Annotated in this window: 19 protein-coding genes and 1 tRNA gene; 10 read left to right on the top strand and 10 right to left on the bottom strand. The window is 36.9% G+C overall.

Going from position 1 to position 21,371, the window contains the following annotated elements; translation table 11 throughout:
* The first annotated feature begins 109 nt into the window (after nt 1-109).
* Both PL11201_RS20985 and PL11201_RS20990 read left to right on the top strand, forming a co-directional pair.
* The gene (locus tag PL11201_RS20985) at nt 110-1,435 is read left to right on the top strand and encodes a mannosyltransferase family protein (protein WP_144017841.1); all 1,326 of its coding nucleotides are present in this window, start codon (nt 110-112) and stop codon (nt 1,433-1,435) included.
* A gap of 53 nt (nt 1,436-1,488) precedes the next feature.
* Nucleotides 1,489-2,898, top strand: coding sequence for a DUF2079 domain-containing protein (locus PL11201_RS20990; RefSeq protein ID WP_079680803.1), 1,410 nt, complete (start codon nt 1,489-1,491; stop codon nt 2,896-2,898).
* A 69-nt stretch (nt 2,899-2,967) separates the two neighbouring features.
* Here PL11201_RS20990 and ctpC read toward each other — a convergent pair whose 3' ends face one another.
* The 4 genes from ctpC to PL11201_RS21010 all read right to left on the bottom strand — a co-directional run bounded on the left by ctpC (nt 2,968) and on the right by PL11201_RS21010 (nt 7,290).
* The gene (gene ctpC / locus PL11201_RS20995) at nt 2,968-4,254 is read right to left on the bottom strand and encodes a carboxyl-terminal processing protease CtpC (protein WP_200816826.1); all 1,287 of its coding nucleotides are present in this window, start codon (nt 4,252-4,254) and stop codon (nt 2,968-2,970) included.
* A gap of 152 nt (nt 4,255-4,406) precedes the next feature.
* Nucleotides 4,407-5,627 (bottom strand): (E)-4-hydroxy-3-methylbut-2-enyl-diphosphate synthase, encoded by a 1,221-nt coding sequence (gene ispG / locus PL11201_RS21000; protein ID WP_079680805.1) that lies wholly within the window; start codon nt 5,625-5,627, stop codon nt 4,407-4,409.
* Nucleotides 5,628-5,865: 238 nt separating this feature from the next.
* Nucleotides 5,866-7,167, bottom strand: coding sequence for a PQQ-dependent sugar dehydrogenase (locus PL11201_RS21005; protein ID WP_079680806.1), 1,302 nt, complete (start codon nt 7,165-7,167; stop codon nt 5,866-5,868).
* A gap of 51 nt (nt 7,168-7,218) precedes the next feature.
* A tRNA-Val gene (locus PL11201_RS21010) sits at nt 7,219-7,290 on the bottom strand.
* Between the two features lie 76 nt (nt 7,291-7,366).
* On the opposite strand from PL11201_RS21010, the gene PL11201_RS21015 reads away from it, so the two are divergent.
* Both PL11201_RS21015 and mazG read left to right on the top strand, forming a co-directional pair.
* Nucleotides 7,367-8,038, top strand: a complete 672-nt coding sequence (locus tag PL11201_RS21015; RefSeq protein ID WP_079680807.1) for a metal-binding protein — start codon at nt 7,367-7,369, stop codon at nt 8,036-8,038.
* 32 nt (nt 8,039-8,070) lie between these two features.
* Nucleotides 8,071-8,895, top strand: coding sequence for a nucleoside triphosphate pyrophosphohydrolase (gene mazG, locus PL11201_RS21020; protein WP_079680808.1), 825 nt, complete (start codon nt 8,071-8,073; stop codon nt 8,893-8,895).
* A 230-nt stretch (nt 8,896-9,125) separates the two neighbouring features.
* On the opposite strand, the gene PL11201_RS21025 is transcribed toward mazG, so the two are convergent.
* Together PL11201_RS21025 and PL11201_RS21030 are read right to left on the bottom strand one after the other, a co-directional pair.
* Nucleotides 9,126-10,556, bottom strand: a complete 1,431-nt coding sequence (locus PL11201_RS21025) for an ABC transporter ATP-binding protein/permease (RefSeq protein ID WP_159451566.1) — start codon at nt 10,554-10,556, stop codon at nt 9,126-9,128.
* A gap of 35 nt (nt 10,557-10,591) precedes the next feature.
* Nucleotides 10,592-10,939: a hypothetical protein gene (locus PL11201_RS21030; RefSeq protein ID WP_079680810.1), complete on the bottom strand. Its 348-nt coding sequence runs from the start codon at nt 10,937-10,939 to the stop codon at nt 10,592-10,594.
* Between the two features lie 223 nt (nt 10,940-11,162).
* On the opposite strand from PL11201_RS21030, the gene PL11201_RS21035 reads away from it, so the two are divergent.
* Nucleotides 11,163-12,545, top strand: a complete 1,383-nt coding sequence (locus PL11201_RS21035; RefSeq protein ID WP_079680811.1) for an NB-ARC domain-containing protein — start codon at nt 11,163-11,165, stop codon at nt 12,543-12,545.
* A 33-nt stretch (nt 12,546-12,578) separates the two neighbouring features.
* On the opposite strand, the gene PL11201_RS21040 is transcribed toward PL11201_RS21035, so the two are convergent.
* The 3 genes from PL11201_RS21040 to PL11201_RS21050 all read right to left on the bottom strand — a co-directional run bounded on the left by PL11201_RS21040 (nt 12,579) and on the right by PL11201_RS21050 (nt 14,651).
* Nucleotides 12,579-13,025: an HNH endonuclease gene (locus PL11201_RS21040; RefSeq protein WP_079680812.1), complete on the bottom strand. Its 447-nt coding sequence runs from the start codon at nt 13,023-13,025 to the stop codon at nt 12,579-12,581.
* Between the two features lie 34 nt (nt 13,026-13,059).
* Entirely contained in the window at nt 13,060-13,326 is a 267-nt protein-coding gene (locus PL11201_RS21045) for a hypothetical protein (protein WP_079680813.1), read from the bottom strand.
* Nucleotides 13,327-13,523: 197 nt separating this feature from the next.
* Complete coding sequence (locus PL11201_RS21050) at nt 13,524-14,651, bottom strand: quinone-dependent dihydroorotate dehydrogenase (protein WP_079680814.1); 1,128 nt, start codon at nt 14,649-14,651, stop codon at nt 13,524-13,526.
* 215 nt (nt 14,652-14,866) lie between these two features.
* Between PL11201_RS21050 and PL11201_RS21055 the strand changes: the two genes are divergently transcribed.
* The 5 genes from PL11201_RS21055 to PL11201_RS21075 all read left to right on the top strand — a co-directional run bounded on the left by PL11201_RS21055 (nt 14,867) and on the right by PL11201_RS21075 (nt 20,826).
* Complete coding sequence (locus PL11201_RS21055) at nt 14,867-17,692, top strand: GAF domain-containing protein (protein ID WP_079680815.1); 2,826 nt, start codon at nt 14,867-14,869, stop codon at nt 17,690-17,692.
* Between the two features lie 113 nt (nt 17,693-17,805).
* Nucleotides 17,806-19,530 carry a DNA repair protein RecN gene (recN, locus tag PL11201_RS21060; RefSeq protein ID WP_079680816.1) on the top strand — a complete coding sequence of 575 codons (1,725 nt, stop codon included), beginning with the start codon at nt 17,806-17,808 and terminating at the stop codon, nt 19,528-19,530.
* A gap of 101 nt (nt 19,531-19,631) precedes the next feature.
* A complete protein-coding gene (locus tag PL11201_RS21065) occupies nt 19,632-20,207 on the top strand; it encodes a Uma2 family endonuclease (protein WP_079680817.1) in 576 nt (191 codons plus the stop codon).
* A 47-nt stretch (nt 20,208-20,254) separates the two neighbouring features.
* Nucleotides 20,255-20,488 carry a hypothetical protein gene (locus tag PL11201_RS21070; RefSeq protein WP_079680818.1) on the top strand — a complete coding sequence of 78 codons (234 nt, stop codon included), beginning with the start codon at nt 20,255-20,257 and terminating at the stop codon, nt 20,486-20,488.
* Nucleotides 20,485-20,826 carry a type II toxin-antitoxin system PemK/MazF family toxin gene (locus PL11201_RS21075; protein ID WP_004159877.1) on the top strand — a complete coding sequence of 114 codons (342 nt, stop codon included), beginning with the start codon at nt 20,485-20,487 and terminating at the stop codon, nt 20,824-20,826. Before PL11201_RS21070 ends, PL11201_RS21075 begins: the two co-directional genes overlap by 4 nt.
* A 22-nt stretch (nt 20,827-20,848) precedes the next feature.
* Here the strand turns inward: PL11201_RS21075 and PL11201_RS21080 are convergent, their stop codons facing one another.
* Nucleotides 20,849-21,178: a HigA family addiction module antitoxin gene (locus PL11201_RS21080; RefSeq protein WP_079680819.1), complete on the bottom strand. Its 330-nt coding sequence runs from the start codon at nt 21,176-21,178 to the stop codon at nt 20,849-20,851.
* Nucleotides 21,179-21,371 lie beyond the last annotated feature (193 nt).

The following is a 21,371-nucleotide window of genomic DNA, read 5'->3' on the forward strand; positions in this document are numbered from 1 at the left end:
TTTAATGATTACAACCGATTTATAATTGCCTCATTCTTGATACAATTACTTTAATTATAAACTGAAACCAATAATTATTCCCCCGTGTCCGGGGCAGAAAACTTAACCAATGAATTTAATTAATAGTCTAACTCTAATTCTAGCAAAATTAAAGTATTTTTTAATCCAAGTTAGCCAATTTTGTCAATCCCAAGGCGTGATTTTTGCAATCACAATGGGGGTACTTAGTCGCAGTCTTATTTTATTGGCTTTTTTTATAACAGCCCAATTGCATCAAGTTTCCTCAGAAATAGAAACGGTAAAAATTGCCTGGGGTTGGCAAATATTTTCGGCTTGGGATAGTCCCTTATATCAGGGTATTGCCACCTCTGGATATGAAGTAATTAATCAGACTGAACCCGGTGGGAATGTGGCGTTTTTTCCCCTATTTCCTTTATTAATTCGCGGGTTAATGAATTTAGGTTTACCCTTTGAAGTGGCAGGAACTTTAATTAGTAATCTTGCTTTTTTTGGAGCTTTAATTTTACTCTATAAATGGGTTGAAACCACCAATAATTCTCAAGCTGCTCGCTGGGCAACGGCTGTTTTAGCTTGGTGTCCTCTATCCATTTTTGGTAGTGTTATTTATACCGAAGGTTTGTTTTTATTTCTGAGTACCGCCGCCCTACGAGCATTTGATTTAAAAAAATATCCTCAAGTGATTTTGTGGGGAAGTTTAGCCACAGCAACCCGCATTACTGGACTGGCTTTAATTCCGGCTTTTTTAATTACATCCTGGCAAAAACGAAGGCCTAAAGTTGCCTATTTATCCGGTTTATTAAGTGGCTGTGGTTTATTATTTTATAGCTTATATTGTTGGATAAAATTTAATAATCCCATTGCTTTTATTACCGTCCAACATACCCAATGGCAACGCCAAACTGGATTTGATAGTCAGGGATGGTTAAAAATGATTATGCAAATTTTGATCGGTTCTCAAAATTGGAAACAAGGCACAATAGTTGACCCTTGGCATCCACTTTTAGTTATCATAATTGCTATAATAGGGTATTGTATTTGGCGTTATCGGCATCAATTAGGAAAGGCGAAATTTGATTATAGTTTATTTTTATTAATCACCATTTTATGGCTAATTGCTGGTGATCCTTTCCTGAACACAGCTATTATTTTAGGCGGAGGTTATTTACTCTGGTATTTACGCCATGAACTTAGTTTAGTAGCGGTTAATTATGGCTTTTTTGCCTTGGGTTTATTATTAGCCTCTGGGGGAACTATTTCTCTAAGTCGTTTAACCTATGGTATTATTTCTATTAGTTTAGCGTTAGGAGTGATGTTATCCCATCATCGCCGTTGGGGTTATCTAACCTTGGGATTTTTTGCCCTCTTACTAATTAGTTTTTCAGTTCGCTTTGCCCAACATCTTTGGGTGAGTTAATAGAAAAAAGGCAATAGAGGAAAATATAAAATTTTTAATAAACAAGATAAAAAATGATATTTTTTTCCGAAAAAAAAATTAAAGTTAATCCAGTATTAACAGCAGTTATTGTCAGTAGTTTGATTTTATTTGCTTGTAGTAGTTTACGTCATTTTTTATTTCAATCTAATGCCTATGATTTAGGGATTTTTGATAATGGAATTTACTTAATTAGTCAAGGAAAAGAACCCTTTGTTTATTTTCGAGGATTACATATTTTAGGAGATCATGCCGCCTATATTCTGTATATTATTGCCCTATTTTATAAACTTTACCCCGATATTCATTGGTTATTTGCTATTCAAGCGATTTCCCTTTCCCTTGGTGCATTACCCACCTATCAGCTATCTTTACAAGCAGGATTAAAAGAAACTCAAGCTCAAACCCTAGGATTTGTCTATCTATTATATCCTTTAATTTTTAATGTTAATTTATTTGATTTTCACCCCGAAGTGATCGCCTTACCTGCGATTTTATATGCTATTTTAGCAGCTAGAAATAATAATATTTTAGGATTTACTGTTTCAATTTTAATTATTTTAGGTTGTAAAGAAGTTTTATCTTTAGTATTAATAGTAATGGGGATATGGTTATGGCTATTTGAGAAAAAACGTCGTTGTGCTGCGATCGCAATTCTTTCAGGACTAGGCTGGTTTTTCCTCTCTACCGAATGGATTATCCCCCACTTTTCCCAAGCCCCACCCATCGCCGTTGGAGTCTATAGTTTCCTGGGAAATTCTCTATTTGAAATCAGCTTAAATATTCTATTAAAACCTGGATTAGTATTGAGTAAAATCTTTACATGGGCTAATTTAGAATATTTGATTTTACTCTTAATTCCCTTAATTTGGGGACTTTCTTGGCGACATTTAACCCCTTTAATTGGGGCGGCACCGATTTTATTTTTAAATCTCTTAGCCGAAAATCCCCAAATGAAGAACTTAACGCAACAATATTCCCTAGGGATTTTGCCTTTTCTTTTATTAGCTATTATTGCCAATTTATCAACGGGGGGAGGATGGATTAAACAAAAAAAATGGATAATTTTATGGTCTTTAATTTGCTTTTTCGCCCTGGCAAAATATGGTTATTTTACCTCCAGATATCTCCAAACCCTAGATAATTGGCAAGCTACACGGGAAGCTCTAACCTATATTCAAACCCAAAATCCGGTTTTAACCACGGATAAAATTGCCCCCCACCTCACCCACCGCCCTATCCTACAATTAGCTATCCAAGGACGAGAACAGACCGATTTAAAACCCTTTCAATATATTTTATTAAACCAACGTCACCCCGGATGGCCGAGTTCTCCCGAATTAGTCACCGGATTAATAAACCGATTAAAAAATCACCCTGATTTTCAATTAAAATATCATCAGGATAATGTTTGGTTATTTGAACAAGATTCTATTATAAAATAATCCTTTGTTGTTGGGATAAAGCCCGGAAAGATGGGGCTAAAGCCCAACAACAAACCCAACAACTTTTGATTATTTAGATTGGGCTTGAGTCCCTTGTTTAGTTTTAGAAATTTCACCACCGAGAATTTCTAACCCCTTCACATATTGAGGATCATCAATTGTCCCCACTTTAGTCCGATCTTTTCTTAACTCATCTCGTTGTTTTTCAGTGAGTTCAATTTTAACATCCGGTTGAATGCCTTCATGGTTAATATCTCGACCACTGGGGGTAAAATATTTAGCAATAGTTACTGCTAAACCCGAACCTTTTCCCACGCCTCTGACCGACTGAACTAACCCTTTGCCAAAGGTTTTGGTTCCGACTAAAAGTGCCCGCTTATTATCCTGTAATGCACCGGATAAAATTTCGCTGGCACTGGCTGATCCGCCATCTACTAAAACCACTAATGGCTTAGTTGTTAAAGCTCGATTATTTGCCTTTTGACGGTCGGTTTCGCCTTGGCGATCCACCGTAGAAACAATATCTCCTTTACTTAACCACATCCGCGCAATTTCAACGCTAGAATACAGTAAACCTCCAGGATTTGAGCGTAAATCTAGGACATAACCCGAAACATTTTGTTTTTCTAAATCATTAATTGCTTCTCGCATTTCTTCAGCGGCGTTGGCGCTAAAAGTATTTAACCGAATATAACCAATATCTCCCATAGAACTGGGATTTTTAGAAGCACGAACCGGATGGATTTCAATGCGATCGCGAGTAATTTTAAAATCCAAAGGTTTATCCCCCCGCAGGATTTTAATATTAACTTTCGTCCCCACCGGGCCCCGAATTAAACTCACCGCTTCATTAATATCCATGCCCTCGGTGCTGCGACCATCAATTTCAGTAATAATATCCTGGGATTGAACCCCGGCACTAAAGGCGGGGGAATCCTCAATCGGTGAAATCACCACTAACTTTTTCGTTTTTTCATCCTGGGTTAATTGAATCCCTACCCCCGTCAACTCCCCGGAGGTGTCAATTTGCATATTTTTGAATTCTTCGGGGTTCATGAAGCGAGTATAGGGGTCATCTAGCTTCTTCAACATTTCCCGAATGGCTTTATAAGCCTGTTCGTCGTCGGTATAGTTTCGGTTTAAATACTCCGTGCGGGTTGCCACCCAGTCCACTTGATTAAAGGTGCCATCCACATAGTTTTTTTGGATCACCTGCCAAACTTCATCAATCAACTCCTTTGGGCTTTCCCGAAGGGATGCCTGACTAGAAAGATGAATTCCCGCTCCGGCAACGGTTACAGCCGTTAACATTATTGCCGTCGCCCCAAGAACTAGCCCACTTCTTGAAATAATCATCGGTTTGCTGAACTAGAAAATAGAAATTTCAATATCAATATGCCCAATGTAGCATAGGTTTCAGCTTTCAGGTTTTCAGAAGCAGTCAGAAACAATTTTCCCCCCACTCTACTCCCCCACCTCCCCTACCTCCCCTACTCCCCCGCCCCTATCTAGGGATCAACCCAACGACCATCAGCTTTAATCAAATTAATTAATTCCTCAACCCCTTGGGTTTCAGGAACTTTTTTAATCTCCTCTCTACCCCGATATAGGGAAATAAAACCCGGTTGTTTACCAACATAACCATAGTCAGCGTCAGCCATTTCCCCAGGGCCATTCACAATACATCCCATCACCGCAATATCTAAACCGGTTAAATGTTTTGTGGCTTCACGAACTTGATGTAAGACTTCTTCTAAATTAAATAAAGTTCGACCGCAGGAGGGACAAGCCACATATTCCACCATGGTTTTCCGCAGTCCCAAAGCTTGCAGAATACTATAACAAACCGGGATTTCTTTTTCGGGAGCTTCGGTTAAAGAAACCCGAATCGTATCACCAATTCCTGCTGCTAATAAAGTTCCGATTCCGGCCGTTGATTTAATTCGGCCATATTCTCCATCTCCGGCTTCTGTCACCCCTAAATGTAAGGGATAATCCATGCCTAATTCATCCATCCGTTTGACCATCAAACGGTTAGCCGCCACCATCACCGGAACTCGGGAAGCTTTCAGGGAAATAACAATATTTTGAAAATCCAAAGATTCACAAATTTTAATAAATTCTAACGCCGATTCCACCATGCCTTCCGGGGTATCACCATAGGTAAATAACATTCTTTCTGCTAAGGAACCATGATTTACCCCGATGCGCATTGCCTTACCTTGATCGCGCAAAGATACCACTAAAGGTTCTAAGGTTTGTCTAATTTTATCGCCAATTTCATTAAATTCAGTTGGGGTGTATTCCGTGCGATCGCTTTTCGGTTTTTCAAACACATATAACCCGGGATTAATTCGCACCTTATCCACATATTTCGCCACTTCCAGGGCAATTTTCATCCCATTATGATGAACGTCCGCCACCAGAGGAACAGGTTGATAGGTTTGGGCTAATTTCTGTTTAATTTTTCCTACGGCGGTGGCATGACCTACACTGGGAACCGTCACCCGCACAATTTCACAGCCAATTTCATGCAGACGACGCACCGCCGCCGTTGCCCCCTCAATGTCCATCGTATCCTCATTAATCATTGATTGGACAACCACGGGATGGCCGCCCCCAATGGTAACCGTCCCTACCTGGACAGGACGGGTTTGACGGCGGTGAATCATCGTATCCACCGAAGTTTGACTAGCAGGGGTTTGGGTAGGAATAGGTAAAGTTTGCATAGTTAATAATTGATTTTTGTCAATATAGCGATCGGAATTTTTTTTCCTATTGATTAATAGATTGCCACAAAAGGGGCATTTAGGGAATTACCGTTCTGTAAAACTTACCTGAACATGAATTTAGCGCAAAGAGGGTTGGGAGACCCAACCCCTACAGGTTTTTATCACAAATCCGACAAGGATTGCTATATATGGTTTAAATCCTGAAAAATTCTTAATCAGTTATTCTCAACCCAACCTAGGGGGAATATTGAACCCGATAAATCCGACCATTACTTTCTTCAGTAAAAATCAAACTGCCATCGGGTAATACTAACAAACCCACCGGACGACCCCAAGTTTCAGGAATAGCAGGATTGACTAAAAATCCGGTTAAAAAATCCTCGTAATATCCCTGGGGACGACCTTGATTAAAAGGAATAAAAACTAATTTATATCCCGTACCAGAATTGCGATTCCAACTGCCTCTAAACGCCACAAAACCGCCATTTTTGTAGGGTTTTGGGAAGGTATTCCCATCATAAAATTGTAATCCTAAAGCCGCCGAATGGGCTTGAAATAAAACATCAGGTTTTAAGGTTTTTTCAACTAAATCCGGGCGGACACTTTGACCATTTTGAACATGACGCGGATCTAAATTATTAGGTGTAAAATAACTATAGGGCCAGCCATAGAATTCTCCTGGACGAATACGGGTAAAATAATCAGGAACTAAGTCATCCCCTAACCCATCCCGTTCATTAACGGTTGTATAAAGTTCTTTGGTTTCTGGATGAAAATCTAACCCCACAGGATTTCTTAATCCATAAGCAAAGGTTTGTTGATTAGACCCGTCTAAATTCATGACTTGAACCGATGCCCGGGGAGGATTTTCTTGACTGACATTTGTTTTTGAACCGATGGAAACATAGAGTTTTTGATTATCAGGAGAAACGATAACATTTCGTGTCCAATGTTGGTTATATCCACCTCCAGGTAACTCCGCTATTTTTTCGCCTGTTCCCGTGAGTTGCTGTTGATTATTATAGGAATAACGTCTAACTTCATTTGTATTTCCCAAGAAAAAATAACCGGGTGAAAATGCCATTCCAAAGGGAATATTTAAGCCATTTTTGCTGTCTGCAAAGGTTGTAATTTGATCAGCTACCCCATCTTGGTTGGTATCTTTTAATAACCGAATGCGGTTTTGTTTCGTTTCTGTCACTAATACATCACCATCGGGAGTTAACGCTAACCACCGAGGATTATCTAAATTTTCGGCAAAGATATTAACTTTAAATCCCGGGGGAACATTTAAAACGGGGTGATTAGGAATGGGAATAACTTGGGGGGGTTTCGATGCACTCTCACTATGGAAAGGTGGCGGTAAATCTTCTAAATTAATCCGAATCGGTTGGGGGGATAATGGTTTTATTATAATATTATTTTGGGTTTCGGTCGCAACGGAAATGGAGGAATTTGTGGGAGTGCGATCGCTATTTTGTTGACAACCAATTAATACTCCTAAAAATAATAAGGGAAAATAACGTAATCTGGACATAATTACCCCGCTATTATTTGAGTTGGTGAACCCTATTAAGATTTAAAATCATGGGCGGTACAAGATTCGAACTTGTGGCCTCTTCCTTGTAAGGGAAGCACTCTACCGCTGAGTTAACCGCCCGATTAACACATTTAGCTATTATAGCATAAACTTTTAGAATCGCAACCCTATTTTCCATGATTGATCATTTTACCCCATGCCATCAGGTCAAACCCACGACCAGATCACCCTTTGGAGCTTACCCTTTATTGCGGGCTTAACCTTTAGCCAAACCCGCAGCAGTCATCTGACCTTTCTGGTGACCGGGAGTTTCCTGTTTAGTGGCCTAATGTTTGGCCCCGATTTAGATATCGACTCCCGACAGTTTCAACGGTGGGGGATGTTGCGGTGTTTTTGGGTGCCCTACCAAAACAGTTTGCGCCATCGCTCCTTTTTATCCCATGGGCCTTTTATTGGGACGGCGTTAAGGATTCTTTATTTAGGCGGCGGTCTGGGAATTTTAGGATTTTTAGGGTTAATAGTGGCACAATATTTAGAGTTACTAAATAGGGAACCCTTAGAAATAGTTCAGACTATTTTGCGATCGCTCTCCAATTATCCAAGAGAATGTATCGCCATTTATTTAGGATTAGAAATGGGAGCCATGAGTCATTCCTTTAGCGACTGGTCTAACTCTTTATATAAAGAGTTTAGAAAATGGCTAAAAACCGGAAAAACTCACACAGAGATCACGGAAACTCCCAAACCCAAAAAAACCAAGCGTCAAGTGTCTGCATCTTCCCAACTGGAGCTTCCCCCAATTAAACCTAAACGTCAAAAATCTAATCCTACAACGGCTAAAAAATCTTCCCGTCGCCCAAAGAAATAAACCCTTTTCATTAAAAAAATCTAGGATTTGAAATGAATCATACTGAAAATATTGCTCTGAATCCCACATTAATTGCCCTACAAAACTTAATTGATGTTGTTGCCAAATTGCGATCGCCCGAGGGGGGATGTCCTTGGGATTTGGAACAAACACCAGAAACTTTAGTACCCTATATTATTGAAGAAGCCTATGAGGTAGTAGATGCAATTCGGAGTGGGGATCAAAAGGCGATCGCCGATGAATTAGGGGATTTACTATTACAAGTGATTTTACAAGCCCAAATTGCTGGAGAATCAAATCAATTTTCTTTAGAAGAAATTGCCAATAATATTACGGAAAAATTAATTCGTCGCCATCCCCATGTCTTCGGGGAAGTGGAAGTGAATAGTGTCGAAGAAGTGAGGCAAAATTGGGAAGAAATCAAATCAAATGAAAGAGGAGAAACACCCGAAACCAAAACTTTTAGTTCTAAATTAAGCCGTTATGCTCGACAATTACCCCCATTAATTGCTGGGATGAAAATTTCTCAAAAAGCTGCCTCTATTGGGTTTGAATGGGATAATATTGATGGAGTTTGGGATAAATTTGAGGAAGAAGTCGCCGAATTTAAAGAAGCGATTCAAGGATCGGATCAGGAGCATCAACAAGCAGAATTAGGAGATATTTTATTTGTCTTAATTAATTTAGCCCGTTGGTATAATTTAGATCCCCATATTGGGTTACAAGAAACTAATCATCGTTTTATTAAACGGTTATCCAAGGTTGAGGAATATTGCGATCGCCCCTTATCGGAATACAGTTTAGAGGAATTAGACGCTCTTTGGCAACAAGCAAAAGCTATCCTAGCTCAGAAATAAAGTCTAATTGTGCTAAAATGGAGAGGGTTTATTCATAGTTTTGGTAAGTTACTATGCCCTCTTTAGAAGTTCGTGAGTTTGCTGAAAAAATTAACCAGTTATCCCTTGAGGATAAACAATGGTTACTCCAACAATTAATGCAATACATTACTATTTCTAACAATTCTGAACTAAACCCATCTAACTCTGGGACAAATGAGGTTAAAAAGACGTTTAATATTACTCCTATATTAATTCAAAGATTGATCTTTTTTATAAGCCCAAATAGATACAAGATAAAAAATCAAACTAAATATTCCCAAAAATACAAGATGTAATATGATATTATTATCGTTTTTTATATTAGCACTGTACAAAACTAATTGACCATAGTGATACACAGGAGAAAAATCTATTAGATCGCTAAACCATTTTGCTTTTGAAATTGGCAAACCACAAGTTAACACAGCAAATGGAACAGATAAACCAACGATAGAATCAAGGCTTTTAGGATTAAACAAATAACCCATTGCTAAACCAAAAATAGCAAAAGGAATTATGCCTAAAAGCAAACACAAAAACATCGCCAACCAACTTATTAAATACTCATCAATTCCTAGTTTAAATGCTCCAAAAATAAACATTAATGATAAAATAATCGTCGAAAGCAACAAAGTAATAATAATTTTAGCCCTGAAAAATACACTAGGAGGAAGTGGGGTAACTTTTAATAACTTTAACCATCCTTCTACTCGTTCAATAGCAATTCTTTTTCCTAACCTTTCAATTGCTAATATTAGTAACATTAGTCCACAAAAAAATATTAACATGACTTTAGCGGATTTTTGATTCATGGGGAAAAGGACAATTAGAGAAGGAAGCAGAAAAATCCCCAATAAATACAATGGTGTTCTCACAAGCTGTAATAATTCAGCATAAGTCTGTTTTAACAAAAGATAAGTATAATTAATTTTTCTGTTTGTTTCCTTGAATTTGGATGATTCCTTTTCCTCTACCAAAACTGTTTTAATAATATTTTCCTCTAATTTACCCTCTTTCAAAATTACATATTTAGTAACTAAGTTATCTAAATATGTGAAATCTGCTTGGTTATTTGTCACCATTAGGATAGTGATATTTTTTTCACGACAAATCTTGATTTGTTCCCAAAATTCAATAAATCCTTCTTCATCTAAATTTCTGGTGGGTTCATCTAAAATTAATAATTCTGGATTACCTGCTAAAGCTAAAGCAAAAAACAACCTTTGTTCTTCACCACCAGACAATTTTGAAGCCCAATTATTCTCTTTTGATTTGAGATTAACTGTGCTTAAAATTTCTTCAGTTGATAAAGGATTAGGATAATAACTTCTCAATAAGTTTACCAATTCTTTAACTGTTAAATTTTTAGGAAGGGAAACTTTTTGTAAAACTACACCAAGGCGGATTTTTGAGTGAAAACTTTTAGGATTTTCCCCAAATAACTTAACTTCTCCTTGAGTGGGCGCTAAAAGTCCTAAAATTAGATTAAGTAAAGTGGTTTTTCCCGAACCATTTGCTCCTTTTAAAACAACAAACTCACCTTTTTGAATATTAAGATTAATCTCTGTTAATATCTCTTTTCTTTTGAATAGAGATTGATTAAAACTTTTGGATATATTCTTTAGTTGTACTACATTCATGTTTTTTCCCTCAAGGTACATTAACTTACATATACTTAACACAATAACTGCTGAACAAAAGGAATATTAAGAATTACTCCTAAAAAGGTTCCTGCTAAAATAGCAATGAAAGGGTTTCCTAACATCAAAAGCAGTCCTACTGATGTAATTACTCCTCCTATAATTGGGACATTTGGGGAATTCATGATACAATGGTCGCCAACACTTGTTCCTTTGGAAAACCATAAAATTAAAAATGGTATTAAAATTGTTATAGCTATAACGCTTATTTGCCCCAAGCATTTAATCGCATCAGATAACTGTAATATAAATCCTTCTTTGAAAGAAGAAAATATACTATTTTTAGCTTGATCAATATTATCATTGCCAGATTGAAAAGACATAATTTTTGAATCCATTTAAACAATACAGATAGAAGCAAAATTAGGATATTTAGGTGAGTTGTTATGAGTATTATTGATCAAAATATTTATTTTTCCTAGTGCAAAGTATATTATTTTATCTTGTCTTTTATTACAGAATATTTACTTTAATATCTTAAACTATCTTGAAATATCTTTGTTAAGAAGTGTATAATAGATGAAATCCTTACCATGAGAGGATCTTATGACTATGACAGAAATTTTACAATTTGCTGATCAGTTAATTTTTGCCAAGAAAGGAAAACACTTAGATGATCTCCAAGAATCAATTATTAAGGGAGTTTGGGATGGCCGGAGCTATCAGGAAATTGCTGATGAATGCAACCGTAGTGAGAGTAGGGTTAGAAATATCGCTGCTAAATTATTACAATTGTTATCTGAAGAATTAGGAGAAGATATTGAAAAGACTAATTTTCGTTCTACTTTTAATAGGTTAAATATTTTCTCATCTCAAAATCAGCGTATTTGTCATGTAAGTGGTAGTAATCATAGTTTTAATTATAGTCCATCAATACTATATAATTCCAAGCAAGATAATCCTAAAATTTCAACTAATAATAACTTAAAACCAACTAATTTTGATTTTAAATTAGCTCCCAAAATAATCAAATTTTATAATAGAGAGTCTGAACTTAAAACCCTTTCTAGTTGGATATTAGATAATAATATTCGTTTAATTTCAGTTTTAGGATTATCTGGAATAGGGAAAACGACTTTAGTTAAAAGATGGGTTGATTTGAATTTAGATAAATTTGAGGTGATTATCTGGAAAAGCTTAAAATATCCCAAATTTTTAGAATTACTTATTGATGATTTATTGAATACTTGTGAGCGAGAATTAAAAGCAACTAGAGATGACAAATTAAAACAATTATTTGATGTTTTCACGTATAAAAAATGTTTGATTATCCTTGATGACGTTCATAATATTTTTACCCAGGGTGAATTTTCTGGACAATATCAAAGTGTTTATCAAGATTATCAAAACTTTTTTAAACTGATCACAGAAACAGAACATCAAAGTCATCTAATTTTAATGAGTCAAGAACAATGTACAGAAATGGAATGTTTAGATGATGAATTATATCCGATTAAATCTTTAAAATTATTGGGTTTAGAGGATGGGGAAATTTTGTCAGGGATGGGATTAAAACAAGATCAAGATAGCGGGTTGAAATTGATTGAAAAATATCAAGGAAATCCGATGTATTTGAAAGATGTTGCTCTTTTAATTAAAGATGTTTTTGATGGAAATGTAGCTGAGTTTTTAGCTGAGGATAGTTTGGTGATTACTAAAGAAATGCGATCGCACTTTAACCAATTATTCAACAGACTTTCACCCGTCGAGCAGAAAATTGTTGTAGAATTGAGCAAATTTGATCAACCCCTTTCCAGAGGAGAGTTAAGACAACATTTAGACTTTTCCTCAATCGACTTAATTAATGGGTTACAATCTTTACAGCAACGGTATTTAGTTAGTAAAATCAAAGATCCAATTTTGTTTAATTTGTCTTTACTTTTTCAAGAGTACCTAAGAACAATAGAAAAAAATTCTATTAATTCCTAATTCATGTAACCCTAAAAATTTTAAAATTAATAATCATTCTAACGATATTTCACCAGCTAAAACTGGATCATCCTTGGGTGGATGTCTTTCTGCAATTAAATCAGCAGCACGAATATCAATAATTCTATTTCTATTTAATTCTAATAATTGTACAGTAGCACGCCCTATCGATGTTAAGCCAATAATATAAAGTTTATCTCTCGACCAAATAAAGTGATCTTTCCAATTATTTAAACGAGGATTAAATAAAAAAATTTCTGAATTGGATTCTGGATCAATAGCCTTAATTTTATTGGATTTTTTACGGTTACAATGGAAACAAGCTAAAGCTAAATTATCAAGAGAGTTTGCGCCACCTTGCTCAATGGGAATAATATGATCAATCGTAAATTGAACATATTGCCATTTTTCGGAAGCATGACAATATTCACATAAATATTTGGCTCGTTTGCGAACTTCTTCAGAAGTATTTTTATTCATATTTTAATAATTTAAAATCTGTCAATACTTCTCCCTAAACTTGAGTTAAATAAAGATTGCGAATCGTCCGATTTACTAAACTTAAATAATCATCTAATTCTTCATAAGCATCTAATTCTTTTTCTTCTTCGATAGTTAATACTGCTTGCTTTTGTTTCTCAAGTAAAGTTTCAATTCTACTTTGAATATTTTCAGAAGCACGAAAGATAGTAATTCCTTCTATTAAGGTAATGCTAATTATCCCTTCTAATGGGAAATTTTCAGGTAAAGTTTCAAGTTGAGGTAAAGTTAAATTTTGCATGATTAAAACTGAATTCAAGTATATAATAGCTATCTGATTGTATCATAGTGATCGCCTGACAATCGTAGGTTCAGTGAAATGGGCGATCTATAGCAATCATAAATAGGTTGTAATATTTTATTGTAGGGGTTTGGAGACTAAACCTCTACAGGATTTTTTCACAATTCATTTAGACTTGCTACACATTCTTATAATAATTAAGGTTTGAAACCAACGGCCTCAGAAATTGAATTTAAACCATATTGATCTAATTTCTGTAACAGTCCTGCTAAGATTCTTTTGACCATTCCGGGCCCTTCATAAACCCAACCTGTATACACTTGAATTAAACAAGCTCCGGCGGTGATTTTTTCCCAAGCATCATCGGCGGTAAAAATTCCCCCAACCCCAATAATAGGAAGTTTTCCTTGGGTATTTTGATGAATCAAACGAATTACTTCCGTTGACCTTTCTTTCAGGGGTGCACCACTAATTCCCCCCGCTTCTTGGGTGATATAACTTCCGGTTTGGGGTAGCCATTGGGTTTTTAATCCCTCCCGTTTGATGGTGGTATTAGTCGCAATAATTCCGGCTAATTCATAGGTTTGGGCTAAATTTACCACATCAGCGATCGCATCCCATTCTAAATCCGGTGCAATTTTAATTAAAATCGGTTTATTATCCGTATTTTCAGTTTTTAAAACCGCTATAATTTTACTTAATTGTTCCGCATCTTGGAGCGATCGCAATCCGGGGGTATTAGGAGAAGAAACATTAATAACAAAATAATCCCCATAGTCTTTTAATAGTTTAAAACTGCCTAAATAATCTTCGGCGGCGGCTTCTAAAGGAGTAATTTTAGATTTTCCTAAATTAATTCCGACCGGAATAATAAATTTTTGTTGATGTTTTTCCCGTAACCGTTGCGCCAAGATTTCCGCCCCTTGATTATTAAATCCCATGCGATTTAAAATGGCTTCATCCTCAACTAATCTAAATAATCTGGGTTGGGGATTTCCCGGTTGAGGATGGAGGGTGACAGTCCCTAATTCCGTAAATCCAAACCCCAAACTTTGCCAAATTCCGGCCGCCACCCCATCCTTATCAAACCCGGCGGCCAAACCCACGGGATTAGCAAAATTTAAACCCCACAATTGTTGCTGTAAACGGATATCCTGTAAACAGAATGAGGGTTTAAGTTGAGATTCTAGCCAATTCATCGGTGACTGAGACTGATTTTGCTCAATCCAACTCAGGACTTCTAAAGCGCGATGATGCGCCCATTCGGGGTCAATCTTGAGTCCATAAAATAAAAGGGGTTTAACGGCGCTGCGGTAAATATCCAAGATAGTCTCCTCTGATCATGTCCTGATTCCCAAATTTTTAATTTAGTCTATTTTTGAGTAAAAGGGTGAAATACTAAGGGTAAGATAGAACCATTAACCAGACTAACGGGTAGAGTATTTTTCCTACCCTATACCAGAAAAGTGTACGGCTTTAGAATCTTAATTAAAATTTTAATTTTGAATGTTAATTAAAAGATACGATTTGGGAGTTTATTATGGGTCAATTTGAGGAATCGACCGCATTAGAGCAACCCATCATGACCTTGGGGCGTGTTCTCCAGACCCTACAAGATGAAGATAATGTTGATGTTTTAATCGAAACGATTTTAAACTATTTGAAAACCGAGTTTAATTATAGTTTGATTTGGATTAGTTTGTATGATCGTTTAGATCATCGTTTAATTGGCAAAGGGGGAATTACCCCAACGGAAGATAATTGGTTAATTAAACAACGATTTATCTTATCTCCTGGGGATTTACTCGAACAGTTAGTGATTCAAATGCGACCTTTAGTTGTCCCCGATCTGCGGTCAGAAACTCGCGCTGGCGAGTGGCAAAAAGCTGCCCAAGCCTTCAATATTCAGGGATCAATTTTATTTCCCATGCGCTATAAAGATCGGTGTTTTGGTGTCGTCTTATTAGGATCAACGGAGTGGGGAATTTCTCCGAGTTCGACGGAAAAAGAACTAATTTCAATGGTTTTAGGAACCTTAGCGGCTTCTTTATTCCAAATTGAAACCACTTGGATGTATCAACAAACTAAACGACCTGACCAACCTTTTTTGAAACTTTTAACTCAATTTAGAACCCTAAATACTTTAGATCGATGTTTGGAAGTGGCGGTGGAAACCACCCATGAATTTATTGAACCCACCCGCACTAATGTCTATTGGTATTATCGAGAAGGGCGTTATTTTTGGCGCCGGGCGAGTAATCAACAAAAACTTCCCAGTGTCAGTTTAATGAAACAAGCTGCTTCGGGAGTAACAGTACAGGATTTAGGAGAGTTTTATCAAGCGTTAATTTCCGATCATTTAGTGTCCATTGGAGAGTCTTATAGTTCCTTAAGAGCGGATACAACGGAACGATTAATGGAGAAAATTCGCGCCCGTTCCCTATTAGCGGTTCCGATTCTTTTTAATCAAGAAATGTTAGGATTTATTGCGGTTGAAGGTCAAAATCCCAGGATTTGGCAGGAAAATGAAAAACAATTTTTGCGAGGTGTGGGGCAATTAATTTCCTTAACCGCCCCCTTAGCGGAAATGGAAGTTAAAATTCGACAAGCGGAACTGGATCAGTCCCTGACGGCTAAAGTTACCCGTGCGATTGTGGATGATCAAGATTGGCAACTTTCTTTAAAAACTACCGCTAATTTGTTGTGTCAGCGATTAAATACGGGACGATTTTTATTAATTAAACGTCATCTTAAAACGGCAAAATTTGAGATTATTTATCAATATTATCCTTTAAATAGAAACGCAATTTTTTCGCCCTTAGATTCTCTGACTTCCCAAGATTGGCAATCTTTAAAAAATGAGAATGAACTTTTGCTAATTGAAAATTATGATGAAGATGAAAAATTAAAACCTTGGCGCAATCAACTTCGGGATGCGGGAGTAAAATCGCTAATACTTTGTCCAATTAATTCCTGTTTAACTACGGAAAAAGATCAACAGGAAAAAATATCTCAGGAGTTATTATTAATTGGTCATGAATCTCCTAGAACTTGGGATCGAGCCGAACAAGAATTAGTTAAAATTGTCAGTAAACAATTGAGCGTGAGTTTACGTCAGTGGCAATTAAATCAACGGATTAAATCTCAGGAAGAATTTAATCAAGCCTTGGATTGTTGTTGGTCAATCTTGAAAAATACTAATAAATTACAACAATTAGAAAAACAATTTATAGAAAAAATATCGGAATTTTTAAAAAGTCCTTTAGTTGTATTATTAACATGGAATGAAGGAGAAAAAAGAGCAAAATTAGTCAATTATGCTGCTCATCAATCGGAATTATTACTTAACTCTGATCGATTAATTTCTATAGCTAAAGATCCTCTAATTCAACACGCTTTATTAACAAAAGAATTGTTTTTCTGGCCTGTAAATGAGTTGTCTGCGTACACTAGACAATGGTTTACTAGCGCTGTCGATAAAATTTTAGTTATGACCCTTAAAACAGCTTCTGAACACAATCCTACAGGTCTTTTAATTATTGCTGATCCCGAAAAAATTCAAACCGAATCAGGACTATCTTTAACGATGCTCAATTCCTTGGTCACCCAATTTTCCTGGTCACGTCGGTATTTAAGGATTCAAGATGTTTTAAAAACTCAACATGAAGAATTACAATGGCTGAATTGGTATAAACAAAGGCGCTTAGAAGAATTCTATCGAACCGTAGGCGGAGGATTGAAACAATTAAACGAATTAAATCAATCTCCGTTTCAATCAACCGATCCCCAAAAAACACAACTTTCCCATTTACGCTATCAACAATTATTGCGTCAAATGGGCAGTGCTTTAGCTTCCACCAGTTCCTTAATTAAACAGGAACAATGGCGACTTCATCATCAAAATGATATTATTCCGATTACGAATTTATTGCGCAGGGTGCGAGAACGAATTAATGCTATTATTAGAAACAAACAAATCCAATTAGTTGTTAAACAACAGGAAAACTTTAATGTTATTGGCGATCATATTAAACTAGAACTTGTTTTTTATGAAATCCTCTTAACTACCTGTCACCGGGCGGAACCGGGTGGCATCATTGAGATAATCACTCAACCTTTAAATGATCATCAATTAGAACTGATGATTACAGATTATGGTATAATCAATCCTCAACTGATTCTTGAGTTAAAAATCGGTCATTCTCCCGATTTACTCGCTCCCTCTCCCCTATCTTCTCCCCCAGGTCAACAGCTTTTAATTTGTCAACAAATGTTAGAAAAAATGGCAGGAAAATTCCTAATAGAATCAGGAGAAAATCAACAAATTATAACTCGGATTATTTTAACCTTATCTCCGGCAAGCTAGATCAATGATTTACTAATAACTTTTAAGGGCAAGTTGCTCAAGATTAAGGTAATAAATATAGAACTTGCTCCTAAAACTGATAACTGATGACTGATCACTGATAACTGTTTATTATGTTGCTTTCCCTGAGAATAGAAAACTTTGCTTTAATTGATCATTTAGATTTAGATTTGGGTACGGGTTTAAATGTATTTACCGGAGAAACCGGAGCCGGAAAATCGATTATTTTAGATGCGGTTGATGCGATTTTAGGGGGAAAAGTAGACCGCCGTTCCATTAGAACCGGAGCCACCCGATCCCTATTAGAAGCCACATTTGAGATGGACAAAAAATGGTTTAACTGGTTAATAGAACAAGAAATTGATTTAGTCGATGGCAGTTTAATTGTTTGTAGTCGAGAAGTGGTCATTACCGGGGATAAACTGCGCAGTCGCTCTCGGGTTAATGGGGTATTAGTTAATCGCAAATTAATTGAACAACTGCGCGATCGCTTAATTGAAATTACCGCCCAAGGACAAACCTTACAACTCGGTCAACCCGAACTCCAACAGGAATGGTTAGATCTCTATGGAGGTCAACCCTTAATTAAAGCCAGAAAAGCCGTAGCATCGACCTATACCCAAGCCCAAACCTGTAGTCAGGCCTTAGAAAAACGCCGTCAATTTGAACAGCAACGCCTACAGCGATTAGATTTATTAACATATCAAATTCGAGAATTAGATGCAGCTACTTTAACCACAGCCGACGAATTAGAACAATTACAAATTGAACATCAACGACTGAATCATATTGTAGAACTTCAACAACAAAGTTATCAAATTTATCAAGCCCTATATCAAAGTGAAACCGGGTTAGCTGCGGCGGATTTATTAAGCCAAGCGGAAAATAAACTCAGTGATTTAGTGGAATATGATCCCCAACTCCAACCGATTTTAGAAATTGTCAGTGAGGCAGTCGCCCAAATTACCGAAGCCGGAAGACAAATTGGCAGTTATGGTGAACAATTAGAATCCGATCCCCAACGGTTAGAAGAAGTAGAAGATCGCATTCGAGACTTAAAACAAATTTGTCGCAAATATGGACAAACTTTAGAAGAAGTGATCGAATATTATCAACGCATTCAAGACGAATTAAAAGAATTAGAAGATGAAGATCAATCGATTGAATCTTTAGAACAGACCTATCAACAGGCGCTTCAAGCCCTAAAAGAAACCTGTCAACATCTAACTGACCTGCGCCAAAAAGCCGCCCATCAATTGGAAACCCATTTGCTAAAAGAACTCAAACCTTTAGCAATGAATAATGTTAAATTTAAAGCAGAAATTCATCCGATTTCCCCAACCGCTATGGGGGCGGATCAGATCCAATTTTGCTTTAGTCCCAACCCCGGAGAACCCCTGCAACCCTTGGGGGCGATCGCATCGGGAGGAGAAATGAGTCGGTTTCTCTTGGCCTTGAAAGCCTGTTTTTCCCAAATTGCCGGGTCAGGAACTTTGGTATTTGATGAAATTGACGTCGGGGTATCGGGACGAGTGGCCACCGCCATTGCCCAGAAACTCCACCAACTCAGTCAGCGCCATCAAGTCCTCTGTGTCACCCACCAGCCCCTAGTTGCAGCCATGGGAGATCATCATTTTCGGGTGCTCAAGGAAACCATCCAAACCGACTCAGAGCTTAATTCCCAGGCTCCAGAAACCCGCACCGTCGTCCGGGTGACTCAGTTAACTTCCCCCCAACGTCGGGAAGAATTGGCTCAATTGGCCAGTGGAGAATCGGCCCAAGAAGCGATCGCTTTTGCTGAGTCCCTCTTGACCCAAGCTGCGTTGATGAAGAATTAGGGAGTAGGGGGCAGGGGGAGCAGGGGAGGCAGGGAATATAATATATAATGGGATATGAGATAGTTAAAATTTCTTCCTGAACATTGAATGAGGATAGGACTATGAATGCTTTAACTGTCAATTTAAAATCCTTAATAGAAATGACTGATGAGCAGTTTTTTCAGCTATGTCAAAACAACCGGGAATTGAGATTTGAAAGAAATGCAAATGGAGAGTTAATAATTATGCCACCAACGGGAGGAGAAACCGGAAACAAAAATGCGAGAATTACTCAACAGGTCATGAATTGGACTGATGCTGATGGTACTGGCATTGCTTTTGATTCTTCGACTTGTTTTAAATTGCCTAATGGTGCAGATCGTTCTCCTGATGCTTCTTGGATCAAGTTAGAAAGATGGGATGCTTTAACGGATGAGGAAAAACAAAAGTTTCCCCCTATTTGTCCTGATTTTGTAATTGAGTTACTTTCTCCTAGTGATAGTTTGAAGACTACACAGGAAAAGATGAGGGAATATATAGATAATGGTCTGCGTTTGGGTATATTAATTAATCGGAAATCTCGTCAAGTAGAGATTTATAGACCAGGAAAAGAGGTTGAGGTTTTAGATTCTCCTGCTACGGTTTCAGGGGAAGATGTTTTAAAGGGTTTTGTGTTAAATTTGGGGATGATTTGGTAAAATTATATAGGTATTTATTTTTACACCTTAATCAAATAATTTAACTTATGTCTACTACAATTCGTGAAGAACTTCACCAACAGATTGACCGATTACCTGATCACATTGTTGAAAAAATTGCCAACTTTACCCGATTAATTGCCACTGAGCCAAACAACATTTTAGAATATACTAATTGGCAAGATGAAGACTGGCAAAAATTTTCATTAGAGGAATTTTTCAAAGAAGAAGATGAAATTGAATATTCCCTAGCAGATGCTCAAGAAATTTATCAACCATGAAACCAGGTGATATTGTTCTAATTCGTTTTCCTCAAGCAGACTTGAAATCAGGAAAACTACGTCCAGCTTTAATTATTGCTATTTCACCAAGTCGCCATCGTGATTTATTACTTGCTTTAATTTCTTCTCGTCTCCATCAAGCTACTCTAGGATTTGACGAAATTATTAATACCTCAGATTCTGACTATATTACTACTGGACTTAAAGTGGCTTCTTTAATTCGGCTAGGACGATTAACAAGTGTCGAATCATCTGTAATCAATGCACGTTTAGGAAATATCTCACCAGAAAGACTAATACGCATTAAAAATCTTTTAATCAATTGGCTAAGAAAATAAAATTAGTGCGATCGCTTATTGTTTAGAAAACTTGATGGCGATATAATTTAGATAAAGACTGTGTAAAAGATGAACGAGGTTGAATCGTCTTTTGAATTTCTTCTCCAGCTAACTCTTCGGCTAGGCGTAACTCATAAGCTTTTTGCAAATTAAGCCATAGTTCTGCACCCGTGCCAAACCATCGTCCTAGACGTAATGCCGTGTCAGCAGTAATACCTCTTTGCCCTTTGAGAATTTGCGTAATCCGATTTGTCGGTATATGGAGCGATCGCGCTAATTCTGATGCACTAATCCCAAGCTCTTTTAGTTCATCAGATAAGATTTCGCCAGGGTGAATTGCAGGTCTTGCCATAGTTGTTTTCTCCTTTAGTGATAATCGACAATTTCGATATTAAATGGGCGATTTTCTGTTTCTGTCCACTCAAAACAAATACGCCATTTGTCATTTATGATGAAGTTCTCAAATGAAGGTTTTTCGTAAAAATGCCTTTGGGTGGGTTAAGAAATAAAAAGATATATTGAGAAGTGCTGAATCTTGGTTATCA

This window comes from Planktothrix sp. PCC 11201, assembly GCF_900009135.1.
GTDB lineage: Bacteria > Cyanobacteriota > Cyanobacteriia > Cyanobacteriales > Microcoleaceae > Planktothrix.